Origin of the sequence: Microcoleus sp. C2D2 (assembly GCF_036702495.1) — a bacterium.
Classification (GTDB): domain Bacteria; phylum Cyanobacteriota; class Cyanobacteriia; order Cyanobacteriales; family Microcoleaceae; genus Microcoleus.
In genome coordinates, this window is sequence record NZ_JAUBTO010000173.1 from 1 (window position 1) to 15,401 (window position 15,401).

At 45.7% G+C, this 15,401-nt stretch carries 14 protein-coding genes; 9 read left to right on the forward strand and 5 right to left on the reverse strand.

The genetic code is table 11. From position 1 onward, the window contains the following. Positions 1-541: D-alanyl-D-alanine carboxypeptidase/D-alanyl-D-alanine endopeptidase (dacB, locus tag QUB61_RS33300; RefSeq protein WP_333134188.1), on the forward strand; the 541-nt coding region annotated here is incomplete at its 5' end. A gap of 217 nt (positions 542-758) precedes the next feature. Then, positions 759-1,655 (forward strand): alpha/beta hydrolase, encoded by an 897-nt coding sequence (locus QUB61_RS33305; RefSeq protein ID WP_333134190.1) that lies wholly within the window; start codon positions 759-761, stop codon positions 1,653-1,655. Between the two features lie 148 nt (positions 1,656-1,803). Here the strand turns inward: QUB61_RS33305 and QUB61_RS33310 are convergent, their stop codons facing one another. Together QUB61_RS33310 and QUB61_RS33315 are read right to left on the reverse strand one after the other, a co-directional pair. Further along, positions 1,804-2,028 carry a LuxR C-terminal-related transcriptional regulator gene (locus QUB61_RS33310; RefSeq protein ID WP_333134192.1) on the reverse strand — a complete coding sequence of 75 codons (225 nt, stop codon included), beginning with the start codon at positions 2,026-2,028 and terminating at the stop codon, positions 1,804-1,806. 418 nt (positions 2,029-2,446) lie between these two features. Beyond that, positions 2,447-2,731: a hypothetical protein gene (locus QUB61_RS33315; RefSeq protein WP_333134194.1), complete on the reverse strand. Its 285-nt coding sequence runs from the start codon at positions 2,729-2,731 to the stop codon at positions 2,447-2,449. A 478-nt stretch (positions 2,732-3,209) separates the two neighbouring features. Here QUB61_RS33315 and QUB61_RS33320 point away from each other — a divergent pair, with 478 nt between their 5' ends. After that, complete coding sequence (locus QUB61_RS33320; RefSeq protein WP_333134196.1) at positions 3,210-3,929, forward strand: hypothetical protein; 720 nt, start codon at positions 3,210-3,212, stop codon at positions 3,927-3,929. Between the two features lie 230 nt (positions 3,930-4,159). Here the strand turns inward: QUB61_RS33320 and QUB61_RS33325 are convergent, their stop codons facing one another. Then, entirely contained in the window at positions 4,160-5,644 is a 1,485-nt protein-coding gene (locus QUB61_RS33325) for a NarK family nitrate/nitrite MFS transporter (RefSeq protein ID WP_333134198.1), read from the reverse strand. 300 nt (positions 5,645-5,944) lie between these two features. Here QUB61_RS33325 and QUB61_RS33330 point away from each other — a divergent pair, with 300 nt between their 5' ends. Further along, the gene (locus QUB61_RS33330; RefSeq protein WP_333134200.1) at positions 5,945-6,382 is read left to right on the forward strand and encodes a hypothetical protein; all 438 of its coding nucleotides are present in this window, start codon (positions 5,945-5,947) and stop codon (positions 6,380-6,382) included. 644 nt (positions 6,383-7,026) lie between these two features. Here QUB61_RS33330 and recA read toward each other — a convergent pair. Beyond that, on the reverse strand, positions 7,027-8,166 hold the full coding sequence (recA, locus tag QUB61_RS33335; protein WP_333134201.1) for a recombinase RecA: 1,140 nt from the start codon (positions 8,164-8,166) through the stop codon (positions 7,027-7,029). 319 nt (positions 8,167-8,485) lie between these two features. Here recA and QUB61_RS33340 point away from each other — a divergent pair, with 319 nt between their 5' ends. Together QUB61_RS33340 and QUB61_RS33345 are read left to right on the forward strand one after the other, a co-directional pair. Further along, complete coding sequence (locus tag QUB61_RS33340) at positions 8,486-10,105, forward strand: glycosyltransferase family 39 protein (RefSeq protein ID WP_333134202.1); 1,620 nt, start codon at positions 8,486-8,488, stop codon at positions 10,103-10,105. Between the two features lie 363 nt (positions 10,106-10,468). Beyond that, complete coding sequence (locus QUB61_RS33345; RefSeq protein WP_333134204.1) at positions 10,469-11,986, forward strand: peptide ligase PGM1-related protein; 1,518 nt, start codon at positions 10,469-10,471, stop codon at positions 11,984-11,986. 110 nt (positions 11,987-12,096) lie between these two features. Here the strand turns inward: QUB61_RS33345 and lepB are convergent, their stop codons facing one another. Beyond that, positions 12,097-12,705 carry a signal peptidase I gene (gene lepB / locus QUB61_RS33350; RefSeq protein ID WP_333134206.1) on the reverse strand — a complete coding sequence of 203 codons (609 nt, stop codon included), beginning with the start codon at positions 12,703-12,705 and terminating at the stop codon, positions 12,097-12,099. A gap of 521 nt (positions 12,706-13,226) precedes the next feature. Here lepB and QUB61_RS33355 point away from each other — a divergent pair. The 3 genes from QUB61_RS33355 to QUB61_RS33365 all read left to right on the forward strand — a co-directional run bounded on the left by QUB61_RS33355 (position 13,227) and on the right by QUB61_RS33365 (position 15,356). After that, positions 13,227-14,549, forward strand: a complete 1,323-nt coding sequence (locus QUB61_RS33355; protein WP_333134208.1) for a dihydroorotase — start codon at positions 13,227-13,229, stop codon at positions 14,547-14,549. Positions 14,550-14,738: 189 nt separating this feature from the next. Next, the gene (locus tag QUB61_RS33360) at positions 14,739-15,065 is read left to right on the forward strand and encodes a DUF433 domain-containing protein (RefSeq protein ID WP_333134210.1); all 327 of its coding nucleotides are present in this window, start codon (positions 14,739-14,741) and stop codon (positions 15,063-15,065) included. Between the two features lie 3 nt (positions 15,066-15,068). Then, positions 15,069-15,356, forward strand: a complete 288-nt coding sequence (locus QUB61_RS33365; RefSeq protein WP_333134212.1) for a DUF5615 family PIN-like protein — start codon at positions 15,069-15,071, stop codon at positions 15,354-15,356. The last annotated feature ends 45 nt before the right edge of the window (positions 15,357-15,401 follow it).

A 15,401-nucleotide genomic window follows, 5' to 3' on the forward strand; every position in this document is an offset into this window, starting at 1 on the left:
GATGCCTGTGCCACAAGCACTCACAGGCAAGATGCCTGTGCCACAAGCACTCACAGGCAAGATGCCTGTGCCACAAGCACTCACAGGCAAGATGCCTGTGCCACAAGAGGATACAGGGGAAATCGGTTTAAAAGAGTTAAAAACAGCTTTAACTCAATTAGGAGTAAATCCAAACAGCTACATATTAGCCGACGGTTCGGGCTTGTCTCGGCACAATTTAATTAGTCCAGAAGCCTTGGTGCAAACTTTGAGATTCATGGCCAATTCACCTGCTGCATCTATTTACCGCCAGTCACTGCCGATCGCTGGCGAGAGTGGCACTTTGAAAAATCGCTTAAATAGTACACCAAACCGCGTAATTTTGCAAGCAAAAACAGGAACTTTGAGCGGAGTTTCCGCACTGTCGGGATATATCGAAGTTCCGGATTACGAGCCGCTGGTGTTTAGCATTATCGTCAATCAATCTGACCTATCGGCTGCCTCAATGCGATCGGCAACTGACGAAATTGTGCTATTATTGAATCGCTTGCGCCGCTGTTAAAACAACAGATTTAAGGTGATAAACTCGATCTCAGTAGTTACACCTAAAAAATAGGACACCCCCAAACCCTACAAGTTTTAAATTTCATTAGATTGCAGCGGCGGGGAGCAAAAAGCAGCTACAATAAAAGTAGAAAAATTAACACCATTGGGCCGTTGCAGCCTGCTACCAGTCGGCGCGTTCTGTACTTCCCAAAAATAAGTCTAACTTTCCAACTATGAATTCTTTAGATTCCGAACAGCAACACATTTTTGTCCAAACCAACAACATCCGCCTGCACTGCGTTTCTCAAGGAGAAGGCGAGCTCGTTGTGCTCCTGCACGGGTTTCCAGAGTTTTGGTATTCTTGGCGCCATCAAATCCCTGCTTTAGCGCGTCATTTCAAGGTTGTGGTGCCGGATTTGCGGGGCTACAACGATTCCGACAAGCCGGCAAGCGGCTACGATTTAGATACCCTGAGCGCCGATATTCGCGGTTTGATTGCGAGCTTGGGCTATACAAAAGCTCACATTGTCGGTCACGATTGCGGAGGTGCGATCGCGTGGCACATAGCTCAAAAATTTCCCGAAACACTCAATCGCTTGGCAATTTTAAACGCTCCGCACCCGCAGCGATTCCTACAGGAAATGGCGAGCAATTTAGATCAAATCCGCCGCAGTTGGCACATTTTGGCTTTTCAGGTTCCCGGCATCCCCGAATGGTTGATCCGGCAAAATTTGAAAGATTTTGTGCAAAGTATTTTGCAGGGACAAGCTGTTCGCAAAGGAGCTTTTAGCGCTGAAGAAACTAAGATTTATCAGGCTGCTTTAGAAAAGCCGGGAGTGTTAGCCGCGGCGATGAATTATTACCAGCAGATGTTTCACCCGCAGCGCCTTTGGAATTGGGGACAGAAATTAGAACCGGTGACAGTTCCTACTTTGGTGCTTTGGGGAGAAGAAGATGCGTTTTTGAGCCACAAACTTGTAGAAGGTTTAGACCGATTAATTACGGCTCCGTTTAAGTTGAAATTAGTTCCTAACTGCGGTCACTGGATTCAGCAGGAAGCGCCGCAAACAGTGAATCGAGAATTGCTGAGTTTTCTGAGAAATTCTTCTCGTTCTTTGGCTTTGGCCTAGAAGTTTTTAAACATTGCAAATTAAAACCAGGTTTACCTGTAAAACCTGGTTTTAATTTGTCTCGGGATAGGTTTGTCTAGAGTGCGCGGTGCCTAGAGTTTCTGGATTACCAGAGAATTAAAGCTAGCTGACGCACCCTACTTATTTATCAGTCCCAGAGCAAATTTTCTTGGATCAGCATTGCAATCATTGCAGTTCTGGAAGAAACACCGAGTTTGAGAAAAATCCGCTTCACGTAAGTGGCAACCGTCCAGTGACTGATATTTAAATTTTTGGCAATACATTTGTTTGGCAGGCCTTGGGCTACTAATTGCGCGATCGCTCTTTCCCTCGGACTCAGGCTAATTTCCGATTTGTAACTTGTGCTTTGCATATTTTTGCAATAATGAGGTAAAGACGTAATGAGTTAAGAGCTAATCCATTAAGGGTAGAATTCAGAGTTTTTCTCTAACTTTAGGTAAAGGAGTTTCCCAATCAAATGCAACGTCCCTGTTATATGAATTCCTGTTGCACGCTCGCCATGATTGGGAGTGCGAAGTAGTCCGCGATCCGTGGGGGAATGTGGAATTATTGACCTTGACTTTATCGTTCCCCTCCCACCGGAAACGATATCAATTAACTAGCGGCTAATTTTCCCTGTTTTAAACTTTTGATAATTTGTCCGATCGCGCATTTGCCGCCGGTCTAACTAACACTAAAATCGCACAGGAAGAACAAAATACTTGAGCGCGAGTAAACGCTTGAAGTACAAATTCATCTTCTGTTGAAGCCGAAAGACCGGTCAGAATTGGTCAAACGTCTTGGTTTCCCTGAATCCAGTCTCCCGATGCGATCGGCTCACAGCCATGTTCGTCTAGAAACCGCGCCACTTCGCGCCCTAATGTTCCTGCTGGCAGTTGGCGCAATTTTTCCAAGTCTATTTCAAAATGTCGATCGCTCTCAATTTGAGGATCAATTGTTTGAGCCATCTTTAATATAACTTCTAATTGACCGTAACCCATGATGTATTTCCCTGGTAAAAACGATGTTTCTTCGCACTTTAAATCGCGTTTGTAAAGCTGCTGCGTTTCCCACAAGCCCGGCTGCTTCTAGCTTCAAAAGCCAGAGAATCCTAACTTCAGTCAGAGAAACCGCGTTTCCGGAACTGTTACTTTTATTTACACAACGCCTTGGCTGTGCTGGAATAGCTGTAAAATTCGCCGTATTTAGCGGCGATTGCAACTCCTTTACTTACCTATATAAATTTATTCTGCTGCTAATTATTGGAACCTGCAATGAGCCACAAGTTGAAGCGTGCAAGCCCAGTAATGCAGGTACATACAAGTGAAAAGAGTTGAAGGGAGCTGAACTAAGGTGAAGTTATCCAGAGTAGATTTTTAGGGATTACGCAGTAGTGCCAATCCCTCGTGATTGCCGAATTTGTAGCCGCAATCATGGGGGATTGCCCGTATGCCGTTAGAATGTCGCTCAAATGAGTGACACTCATTTGAGCGACTGGTCAAGTATTTTAACCAACAGCTATAAATAAAGTAGAGATTCATACAAGGTGTGGCGGTGAAAAAACTTGACATTTGGTTATCCACAGGAGTTGTTTCATTAATTTTGTGTGCGGCTGCTAGCGCTACGACTTATGTTAATCCCAACGGTAAAACTACTTTAAACCTTTCAGAAAAAGAAAACAATCGCAGCGGCTTTTATTTTACTCAAGTAGGGGATAGGAAATTTTTGGGCAATATTCAAATTACCCGTTCCGAAGGAGCAGTTGGCTCTTACTATTACAACGGAACTTTCAAAGATAGTGCGATCGGCCCTGGCAGAAAAATTGTGTGTTCTGGAGATATTACCATTGTCAGGCGTCAAGCTGGAAGGAGCAGCCAATTGGGAGCCGAAGTTACTTGGAAGGTGAAAGCAGGAGAAAATTGTCCTTCTCTTGGTAAGACATTTAAACTAAATTTAGTCGAAGCTTTACCGCGTCCTAATGCAAGTGGCGACTATACTTCTAGCAATGCTAATACTTGGTTGACTGAAACTGCTGGTTCTGGAACTTGGCCTGCTTGGCGAGTCACATCGCGAGATGGAGAACTCAACTGCCGCAAGACGCCAAACGGAGCAATTCAACGAGTTTACCGCGCGGATAGAGATACAGTTGCTCCTGAACTCAGGGGAGTAAATGCGATTACGCTGGCGAACGGTCAACCCTGGTTGCTGACAAGACAAGGCTGTTACGTGCGCGCTAATTCTCAATACGTTCAGCCAATTTCTTTGCCGCAGTAAGTGACAAAAGTCAGTCCTGGACGCACGCTACCAAAAAAAACCCGGTTTCTCATTGTCACGTTCGAGCGTATATGACCAAATTACGTGAAGAAACCGGGTTTTTGCGTCCAGGACACAAAAGTGATAAATAAACTGCTGCGGATCTTAAAGCCCGACTTCTTCAATAAAGAAGTCAGGCTTCTGAGTGTTCTGTTGTTTTAAGTTGTTCTACTTAAAACGTGATTTGCGATTTAGTGGCCCAGCAGCATAGCTTCTTCTGCCAAATCTTTGCTTTCAATAACCTTCGGTTCCTTCAGGATAAAAACACAAAGGAAGCACACAATTACACCAGCAATTCCGAGTACCTCAAAGAAGCTGCGGTTGCCTGCAACTGTTTGGGGCAGAAAGCTATAAAGGGTGGCGTAAATTACAGATCCGACACTGCCGTAAGCACCGATATTTCCGGCAATTTGACCAGTTAGTTCTCGTTTAATTAAGGAGGCGATGCCAAAAGTTGCGCCTGCGGCGGCGAAGACAAAGAAGGCACATAACATGGTCACGATAATCACAATTGCTAAATGCCAGTTTGCCGTAATTTGGCTCATTATTAAATACCCCAATCCCACTCCCCCGATCGTCACTGTCAGCGTCCACTTGCGGCTGCCGATTTTATCAGAAATTAAGCCTCCTGCTGGACGGCTGACTAAGTTCATCAGGGGATAGGTAGCAGCGATGGGCCCGGCGATCGCATGATTTATATTGAAGGTGTGTTCAAAAAATTCCGGTAACATGGAAACCACAGCGAGCTCTGAACCAAAGCTGACTGCATAAGCTAGTTCTAATACGAATACTTGACTGATGTGATAGCGTTCTTGAGGTGGGTAATGTTTTTGACCGGTGACAACTTCTCGGTTAACTTCCCAGGCTTTGTAAGCCTGAATTAAATACAGTGCTGTCAAACTAATCCAAATAGCGTACATCACATTTGCAGTCAGAAAATTTGCTTTCTGCAAGCGCCACACAATCAAAGCTAAGGCACCAAATAGAGGAATATTGGTCATCGACAGTGCCCAAAAGCTTTTGGCGCTGGTGACTTCCATTGCGCCGTTGCGAACCGGGCGCTGATAGACTTTGCCGGGAGGAGTGTCTTGAACGTTGCAGTAAAAAATGACTCCGAAAACTGCTGTGGCAATCCCAGTAAGGGCGATCGCCAGCCGCCAATTTGTGTGTCCGACTGAGAGAAAAGCTGTTCCTGCCGCGATCGCCGGTAACGCTGCTTCTGCGGCAAAAGAGCCAAAGTTGCCCCAGCCTCCATAGATACCTTGAGCAAAGCCGATATCTTTTGGGGGAAACCATTCGGCAACTAAGCGAATGCCAACCACGAATCCAGCGCCGACAATTCCCATTGCCAAACGGCTCAAAACCAACTGATTAAAGTTTTGGGCAAAGGCGAATGCCAGTGTGGGAAATGCTGCATACACCAGGAGTGAAGAGAAGGTGATGCGAGGTCCGAAGCGATCGAGCAACATCCCGATAATAATACGTGCAGGAATTGCGAAAGCTAGGTTGCACAGACTGATGATTCTGGCTTGCCCAACTGTCAGTCCCAAATCGTGCTGCACCGTTGTGCTGAAGGGTGCGTAGTTGAACCAAACTACGAAAGTTAAGAAAAAAGCAAACCAACTCAGGTTCAGAATCCGAAAAGGCCCTCTGAACGATAAAAGCCCTTGAAGCATATATAGCTTGTCCTAATAAATAATACAGATTATTAATTTCGAGTTGACTTTCTAACTGTTTGGGGTAACGCTTTATTTACGATCGCGCTTTTATGTTGCGTTCCAATTCAAGTGGATGTCCAGAGGAAAAATTGTATACAAAGTTACTGTTTGCGATCGAAACCCCAATTAGCGCATGGAATTAATGCAGATATTGCATTTAAACCTAATTTTAGTAATAAATACTTATTGCGTTTAAATAAAAAAAACAGTATATTTGAATACAGAAATTAAATTTATTTTAAAAACAGGTAAGTAAAAATGCTTGTACGCTTAACCGAAAGAGAAACTCAGCAAGGCGATCGCCACTCAATCAGTGCCATGAACAACGGATTAAAGGTTAAATCAAGACTTTTTAGTTTTCTGACAGTATGTGTAGCAGTGGCTGGATGCTTGGGAACTGCTTCAGGGGCGATCGCCCAGGAAGCTCAACCGCAAGTAAAAGCACAGGCGATCGAGCAATCTAATCAGCAGCCAGTCAACAGCACGACAAGTCAACCTACTGCTGTGCCTCAATTCGATGCAGCAGCGCAAGAAGAAATTGCTCAGATGTTGCTGGGATTTATCTATTTTGTGTTGCCAGTGGGTGTGGGCTTAAGTATTTTTCTGCACGACAAATATGCTCAGAAGCGGTCTGCTACTCTCAACCAGCAGATAGAAGTTTTAGAGATTTCCTTGCACCAAACTCCTCAACATTAAACAACGCGGTGAAATACTCTTATTTTAGAACCCCGAATTCTTCGATGAAGTCGGGGTTCTTTGTATTCTCTCCAATGCTTTATATCAATTCCGGTTGCACCGGAATTATTGTTGACTGTTGAGAGTTGACTGTTGACTGTTGAGAGTTGACCGAAAGCATCCAGGATACAAGCCCCCGAATTTATCCGTGGGGTCAATGCTTCAATTCTTTAATCTCAAATCTCAAATCTAAAATCGATTGACTGTTGACTGTTGAAGTCGGGGTCGAAAAACTGACGGGGTAGTTGAGTATTGAGTGTTGATTCGATTTTACGCCCGACGATGCTAGCGGAGTTGATATTACCCCTACATCTTCAGTCCAGGACACACTAGACCCAAAAAACCCGGTTTCTCGTTGTCAGGTTCGAGCGTATAAGCTGTTGCGGCATTTAAATTGTATGTCAAAAAAAATCAAAGTCTTGTGGGGTGGGCGTCCCGCCCGCCCTGAATATACAATTTAAATGCGCGACAGCTTATCACCAAATTACGTGAAGAAACGGGGTTTTTGCGTCCAGGACCGATCTTAAAAAAACAGAATAAACAGAGCCCCGACTTCTTCAAAAAGTCGGGGTTCTAACAGCTATCGCATTTATTGACTAAAAGATTTAGATTTCTTCCAAATCCTCTACAACTTCTACATTATCTAGATCTTCTACATTGTCTAGATCTTCTGCATCCTCATCGTCATTGTCAACAGGGGCAACAGAATTAGCAGAAACCACAGCACCAGTCTCAAGTTTCTTTTTAACTAGATCCTCAATTTCATTTTTGAAGTCGGTATTTTTCTCCATGTGTTGGATCACTTTGTCTCGTCCTTGAGCTATGTTCTCGCCGTTATAGCTATACCAAGAACCTTTTTTGATAATAACTCCCATTTCGTCCGCCAAGTCAGTCAGACAGCCTAAAGTAGAAATGCCTTTGCCAAATACAATGTCAAATTCGGCAATGCGGAAAGGCGGAGCAACTTTATTTTTAGCAACTTTAACTTTCGTGCGGTTGCCGTATTCTTCGGTACCTTTTTTCAAGCTTTGAATGCGGCGAATGTCGAGCCGCACGCTGGCGTAGAATTTCAGTGCGTTGCCGCCGGTTGTTGTTTCGGGGTTGCCGTAAGTTATGCCGATTTTCTGCCGCAATTGGTTGAGGAAAATGACGGTACAGCCGGATTTGCCGATATTGCCGGTGATTTTCCGTAAAGCTTGGCTCATCAAGCGGGCTTGCAAACCCATGTGGGAGTCGCCCATGTCGCCTTCGATTTCGGCGCGGGGGACGAGGGCGGCTACGGAGTCAATTACTACGATATCGACGGCGACGGAACGCACGAGTTGATCGACAATTTCTAGGGCCATTTCGCCGGTATCCGGCTGGGAAACTAAGAGATTTTCAATATCGACGCCTAAAGCTGAGGCGTAGGTGGGATCGAGGGCGTGTTCGGCATCGACGAAGGCTGCGATACCGCCGGATTTTTGGACTTCGGCGATCGCGTGGAGGGCTAGAGTGGTTTTACCGGAACTTTCGGGCCCGTAAATTTCAATGACTCGGCCTTTTGGCAAACCGCCGCCCAAAGCAATGTCCAGTGTCAGGGCTCCGGTGGGAATGGTTTCTACCCTCATGCGAGTGGAGTCTCCCAATCGGACGATCGCTCCTTTGCCAAAGCTGCGCTCGATTTGGGACAGTACGGAAGTTAGGGCTTTTTGCTTTTCTGAGTTTTCAGGTGTAGTTTTTATAGACGCTTCTTTTTTTGCCATTTGCGGTACGCGGGTAGACCCCTTGCGGAGCTTGTTGATTAACTGTACAACACGTATGTTAGCAGTTATTTTTGGGGTCTGGAGGTTCTGGGAGGATCTGGTTGAAGATTCTTGATTTTGGGGAGGCCCCGGCCACTCCCCAGCTTTCACAAGGCTCCGATCTATAAGGTATTTGGCATCCGGCAGAGGGTAGAACGATCGTCTGTTGGGGTATGTACGGGGTATCGATCGCTCTCGGAGTGCGGTTTAGGATGATCTACAGTTCCAAATTCCGTGAAGCGTAGCTATCGCGGAGGGAATCGCAACAATTAGAACGAATATGGGCTCTACAACAACACATCAAAATCAGTTGGGCGATCGCGCAAACGGACGCTGGCTGATGAGCTTATTAGCGATCGGCATTTTACTAGGTATCGGATTTCGCTTTTTTGAGCTCGATCGCAAACTTTACTGGCACGACGAAGCCTACACATCAATCCGCGCCGCTGGTTTCACCCGCCAAGAAATCGACGACAAACTATTTCAAAACCGGATTGTTCCCGCACCTGAATTGCAAAAATATCAGCGGATTAAACCGGGAAGTACAGAAGCAGACACAATTCGTTCTTTAGTAGTGGAAGACCCGCAGCATCCGCCTTTATACTTTCTCATGGCTCGTTGGTGGATGCAGCAATTTGGCAGTTCTCTAACAGCCTCCCGGAGTTTGCCAGCAATATTGAGTTTGCTGTCGCTGCCTTTGATGTACGCTTTAGCTGAGGAACTTTTTGCCTCGAATTTGGCGGCGTTATTAGCAACAGCACTTTTGGCTTTATCTCCCTTTGACATATTGTTTGCTCAGACAGCAAGGCAGTACAGTTTGCTGACAGCCACAGTTATTGGCAGCAGTTGGCTGCTGCTGAAAGCAGTGCGGTTGCGCGGTTGGCAAAATTGGGCGTGTTATTCGCTGGCGATCGCCCTTGGTTTCTACACTCACCCTTTTTTCGGTTTAACACTCATCGGACACGGAGTTTTTATAATTGCTTACTGCTTCTTTGTCAAAAAAACTAAATTGCGAGGTCATGTAACTAATTCCCAATTTTTTTTAGCAGTAACAGCAGCTTTAATATTGTATGTTCCGTGGATTTACGTGCTGGCAACCAACCTGGGACGAGCATCAGCTACGACAGATTGGACGCGAGTATCTCCTGGTTTGCTGTATCTTGTCAAATTGTGGACGCTCAGCTTTACAGCATTATTTTTTGACTTAGACTGCGGCTTTGATAATATTTGGACTTATCTGCTGAGATTACCATTTTTGTTGTTAATTGCGGCAGCCATTTACAAAATCTGCCCCGGGACTAGCAGTTCAACTTGGCTGTTTATTTTAACATCAATTTTTGTACCTTTTTTGCTCCTGGCGTTACCGGATATAATCCTAGGCGGCAAACGTTCCGCCGTCAGCCGCTATCTGATTTCCTGCTTTCCGGGAGTGCAGCTAGCAGTTGCTTACTTGCTCGCAAGTAACGTGAAAAATCAGCAGCGGTTTTGGCAAGTCATTTTAGCCTTGGTATTTACAGCAAGTATAGCATCCTGTACGGTCAGCGCTTTTTCTGATACTTGGTGGAGCAAAGACTTGAGCTATTTTAATGCTGAAGTTGCGAAAATTATTAACAAAGAGGCGATAGCTAACCGATCGATTAAAGATACAATTGTAATTAGCGATCGCGGTAACGATTTTACGAACATGGGAGATGTGCTTTCTCTGAGTTATTTGCTCGACAAAGACGTGCGGCTGATACTGATGAGCCAGTCGCCAGATATGGAGATGCTGAACAAATATTCGGCTCCCCTGGTATTCCGGCCTTCGGAAAAATTGCGCTCGGCACTCAAGCAAAATCAACGCCGCCTAGAGCCGATATTGGAATCTGGCAGACTTTTTCGAGCGCGGCGAGCTTCTTAGAGCAGCTTGACAGGAATGGACGCTCGTCCCGGGTAGGGTGCGTCAGTGGATTTTAGATTTTAGATTTTAGATTTTAGATTTATTCCACAGATGAAGCTGGGAGATTAAACTTTGGTCTAAAATTTTTGGATATTCACGAGAGGAGTACGTGGCATGGTATAGGTTTTTGGGCGGGGGCAGAAAAAACTGTTTGAGTGGCCTCAAATATTGGGACTAACGCACCTTAAATTACTATTTGGGCATTTTTGTCAATATTCCCGGTAAGGTGCGTCAGAAAAAAACTGTGTGAGTTGTCTCAGGTATTTGGGCTGACACAGTTGACATCATCAGCAATAATTATTTGAATACTTAGGATAAAACGCCATGCAAGAGTTAAATAATTCATCTTCCGAATCCGCACAGGAATTTCGCAATCTGCAGACAGAATTACGCGAACGTTGGCGAGGAATCGAAGACTTCGACAGCGGAGATTGTGACATTATTATCCTTCCTTCTCTCAGCTTAGATCAGAAAGAAATGCTGAAAATTGAGGGTGTTTACCACTACGAAGAGCGGCATTTATTTTCATTGATTCGCCTGCGAAATCCCCGCACGCGCTTAATTTACATTACTTCGGAGCCCTTGCACCCGATGATTGTGGATTATTACCTGCAATTGCTGCCGGGAATTCCATTTTCTCACGCGCGCGATCGGCTTTTGCTGTTCAGTGCTTACGATACTTCTGCCAAACCCCTCGCCCAGAAAATTTTAGACCGTCCCCGCTTGATGGAGCGCATTCGTCAAGCAGTGCGGCCGACAAAATCTTATATGGTTTGTTATAACTCGACGCCGTTAGAACGCGAGTTATCTGTTAAATTGGGGATTCCTTTGTGGGCCAGCGATCCCGATCTGTTATACTGGGGAACAAAAAGCGGCAGCAGGCAAATTTTTAAAGAATGTGGCGTGCCTTATCCTGACGGTTCCGATTTGGTTTTGAATGCGGAAGATTTAGCGGAAGCTGCGGCCGCGTTGTGGGAACGGCAGCCGCATTTGCAGCGGATGGTAATTAAGTTAAATGAAGGTTTTTCGGGGGAAGGGAATGCAATTTTAGATCTGAAGCCCCTCGCAGGTAAAGCGCCTACAGAAAGAGCGAAGGCAATTGGGGATAGCTTCCATAATTTGCGCTTTCAAGCAACGGGCGAAACCTGGGAAAATTTTAGCAGCCGCATTCCCGAATTAGGGGCAATTGCCGAAGCATTTATCGAAGGAGAAGAAAAGTTCTCGCCCAGCGTTCAAGGCAGAATTGTCCCCAGCGGTCAAGTAGAAATTCTCTCAACCCACGACCAAATTTTAGGAGGCCCAGACGGTCAAATTTTCTTAGGTTGCCGATTTCCTGCGGACGAATCTTATCGAATAGCGCTGCAGGAATTGGGATGGAAAGTAGGGCAAAACTTAGCTAAAAAAGGCGCTTTAGAGAGATTTGGAGTAGATTTTCTCGCGGTGCGCCAATCAGACGGCAAGTGGGATATCCAAGCAATAGAGATCAACCTCCGCAAGGGCGGCACAACTCATCCTTTTATGGCGCTGAAGCTGTTAACAAATGGTCGGTACGAACGTTCGACAGGATTATTTTACAGCCAGCAGGGCCGTCCGAAATATTATGTTGCTTCTGACAATTTGAAAAAAGAGCGGTATCGGGGATTATTACCGAACGATTTGATGGATATTATTGCTGACAATCAACTGCACTTTGACACCGGTACTGAGACGGGGAGTGTGTTTCATTTAATGGGCTGTTTGTCGGAGTTTGGCAAAGTGGGATTGACGAGTATCGGCAATTCGCCGCAAGAAGCAGAGGAGATGTATAACAAAGTTGTGAAAGTGCTCGATCGCGAAACCTGATACTAAATCTCCTTTAACCATTGATTATTTGGTAGTGGGAAATGGCTAATAGGTAATTGGTACTTTAAACTGACAACCGCAGATTAAAATCTGCGGGTTGCGGTTTGTAGCTAATTTTTAGCGGGATAAATGGGCGTGGGATCGATCGAACCTGTGCGATCGAGCGGCCAAAAACGGACAATCGCCCTACCGATGATATTTGGCCTCGGTACAAAGCCCCAATAATGGCTGTCACAGCTTGCGTTGCGGTTGTCGCCGAGCACCAAGTAAGAATTTGGGGCTACAACTACAGGCCCGTAGGGATACTGCGGAATTTCTTCAATATATTTTTCCTGTAGCGGCTGCTTGTTAATAAAAACTTTTCCCTCTTTGACTTCCACAGTGTCCCCTGGAAGTCCGATCACTCGCTTGATATAGGCATCTTTGATCGGCGGCGGCTGTCCCGTGCACAAACTAGCCGGGTCAGGAGGCATAAATACGATAATATCTCCTCGCTGGGGGTCTTGGAATCGATAGCTCACCTTATCTATAATTAATCGATCGTTAATTTGTAGGGTTGGGAGCATCGAGCCGGTGGGAATGTAGCGAGCTTCGGCAACCAGGGTGCGGATGCCAAAGGCCAAGAATGCTGCTAAGCCGATCGTCTTAATTCCTTCGATCCAAGGATTTTCGGTGTCTTGCGGAGGTTTTTCGTCGGCTGACTTCTCTAGACGAGTCATAAAAAAATTCGGTAAGTGGGTTCCGAGCGCCTCTAAAGACGCGCTCGTGGGAAACGGCAAGGCGGTTTCAACCGCCGTGAATCTTTACTATTACACGGGGATTGCTGGATTCGGTGTAATGAATGTAATGTACGAGCCGTGGGACAATTACCACCTCAAACCTCGCAACCCGCTCACGCATAATGTTTGCTCTTTGGAGCCTAATTGAGAGGGGTGATGTTAGCTTGCACCAAAGTTTACGGCCGGTACTATATTTAGGATACTGACTTAACTCAATAAATCGGTTTAATCCTAAATTTCGCTTGGCTAGGAACTATGGGAAGCATCCTCTGGTAGGTGTTTAACTCTCACCGTTAACGTAGTACCCAGGTACTGAGTCTAGTCAACTGTGATTCAAGTCCAAGGCTAGAAGCCAGCGTGTCTTTAGATGGGGGTCGTTGACATTTCTTACTATTGACAGAACTCTTTTAAGGATAAAATTTTTCAGGTGATCACGCACATTACTCATTTAATTATAGCTTATGCCGACCACATCAAGTTTGTTAATCCGCAGCGCTCGCGTTCTTTTGCCCAACGGCGAGTTTTTAGTAGGGGACGTGGAAATCTGCGAGGGCAAAATTCTTCGGGTTGCTCCGTCCATTGCAGCCGTTGGCGATCGAGAAATAATGGCGAAAGGCTTAACTCTGTTACCCGGAGTAATTGACCCCCAGGTACACTTCCGGGAACCGGGTTTAGAACACAAGGAAGACTTGTTTACCGCTAGCTGTGCTTGCGCTAAAGGCGGCGTGACATCGTTTTTGGAAATGCCGAATACGCGACCTCTGACAACAACCCAAGCTGCCTTAGATGATAAACTAAGTCGCGCTGCCGAGAAGTGTTTGGTGAATTACGGCTTTTTTATTGGTGCAACGGCCGAGAATTTGCCGGATTTGTTGAGTGCGAATCCGACTCCGGGAATTAAGGTGTTTATGGGTTCGATGCACGGCCAGCTTTTGGTCGATGGAGAAGCAACTTTAGAGGCGATTTTTGCTGCGGGCGATCGGCTGATTGCGGTGCACGCAGAAGACCAAGCTAGAATCAATCAGAGGCGTCAGGAATTTGCCGGGATTTCTGATGTGGCCGTTCACTCGCAAATTCAAGACAATCAAGCAGCTTTGTTAGCAACTCAGCTAGCCTTAAAACTTTCTAATAAATATCAGCGCCGACTGCACATTCTGCACCTATCGACGGGAGAAGAAGCTGAGTTGTTGCGGCAGGAAAAACCGAGTTGGGTAACGGCGGAAGTGACGCCGCAGCATTTGTTGTTAAATACCAGCGCCTATGAAAAAATTGGCAGTTTAGCTCAGATGAATCCGCCTTTGCGCGCTCCCCGCGATAACGAAATACTTTGGCAAGCTTTATTAGACGGCGTCATTGATTTTATTGCCACCGATCACGCGCCACACACATTAGCAGAAAAAGCTCAAGATTATCCGAATACGCCGTCGGGAATGCCCGGAGTCGAAACTTCTTTGCCTTTGATGCTGACGCAAGCAGTACAGGGAAGATGTACAGTGGCGCAAGTTGCTAATTGGATGTCGGCGGCAGTTGCTAAGGCTTATAAGATTCCGAACAAAGGGAAAATTGCCCCTGGCTTTGACGCCGATTTAGTATTGGTAGATTTGGACAACTACCGCCTGGTTGTGCGAGAAGAAATGGTGACTAAGTGCGGCTGGAGTCCCTTTGAAGGTTGGAATTTAACCGGATGGCCGGTTGTGACTGTTGTGGGAGGAAAAGTTGTTTTTGAGAAGGGTAAATTGGATACAACGGTTAGGGGGGAAGCCTTGACATTTGACGCTGATTAAGAATCAATAAAGGTAAAGTGTTATAATCAATAGTCCGGACAGTTTTTAGTTCGTACTCTGAAACCATCGATTTTCCGTTGGTAGCGAACTTGCCTTGTAGCCTTGAAACCCTTATTCTACGGTTGGCAATCAAAAACTGTCCGAAGTATTGATAATGACATATTCCCGATCGCAAAGGCGATATTACCCATGCTCCTCGAAGAACTAGAAACACAACTCCTGACCTTAACTCCGACTGAGAAAGCTGAAGTCATCAGACTGTTAGCCCAAAGTTTAAGTAATAGCTGGCCGGGAATTACCAAGACTCCCGACGTGTGTGGTGGCGATGCTTGCATTGCCAAAACTCGCATCCCTGTTTGGCTGCTTGAAAGTTTTCGCCGCGAAGGTTCAAGCGATGCCGAACTTTTACAATTTTATCCCCATCTAAGCGCTGCCGATCTAGTCAATGTTTGGACTTATTCTGATGCACATCAGGAGGAAATCGAACAAGCAATCGGCAAGAATGAGGAAGCCTGAGTCATGCTAAATTTGTATGCAGACGAACAATTTCCTTTGCCCGTTGTGCAATTGCTGCGCGCTTTTGGTCACAATGTCCTCACGGTTCAGGAAGCAGGAAAAGCAGGACTTGGGATTCCAGATCCAGAGGTGCTAGCATTTGCTATAAGCAACGATCGAGCTGTTTTGACATTAAATCGATTTGATTTCATCGGACTGCACAACCGACAGCCAGGCCACGCTGGTATTATTGTTTGTACCAAAGATAGGAACGTAGAAACCCACATTCCGCAGGTCTTTAAATACAATTGAGGGTTATAAATTTTAAAAATTAAAGCCTGAAGTGATTACGGGGCA

Coding starts and splice junctions, on each gene's coding strand:
- QUB61_RS33305 (WP_333134190.1), top strand. CDS start 759: ATGAATTCTTTAGATTCCGAACAGCAACACATTTTTGTCCAAACCAAC.
- QUB61_RS33310 (WP_333134192.1), bottom strand. CDS start 2,028: ATGCAAAGCACAAGTTACAAATCGGAAATTAGCCTGAGTCCGAGGGAA.
- QUB61_RS33325 (WP_333134198.1), bottom strand. CDS start 5,644: ATGCTTCAAGGGCTTTTATCGTTCAGAGGGCCTTTTCGGATTCTGAAC.
- QUB61_RS33330 (WP_333134200.1), top strand. CDS start 5,945: ATGCTTGTACGCTTAACCGAAAGAGAAACTCAGCAAGGCGATCGCCAC.
- recA (WP_333134201.1), bottom strand. CDS start 8,166: ATGGCAAAAAAAGAAGCGTCTATAAAAACTACACCTGAAAACTCAGAA.
- QUB61_RS33340 (WP_333134202.1), top strand. CDS start 8,486: ATGGGCTCTACAACAACACATCAAAATCAGTTGGGCGATCGCGCAAAC.
- QUB61_RS33345 (WP_333134204.1), top strand. CDS start 10,469: ATGCAAGAGTTAAATAATTCATCTTCCGAATCCGCACAGGAATTTCGC.
- lepB (WP_333134206.1), bottom strand. CDS start 12,705: ATGACTCGTCTAGAGAAGTCAGCCGACGAAAAACCTCCGCAAGACACC.
- QUB61_RS33355 (WP_333134208.1), top strand. CDS start 13,227: ATGCCGACCACATCAAGTTTGTTAATCCGCAGCGCTCGCGTTCTTTTG.
- QUB61_RS33360 (WP_333134210.1), top strand. CDS start 14,739: ATGCTCCTCGAAGAACTAGAAACACAACTCCTGACCTTAACTCCGACT.
- QUB61_RS33365 (WP_333134212.1), top strand. CDS start 15,069: ATGCTAAATTTGTATGCAGACGAACAATTTCCTTTGCCCGTTGTGCAA.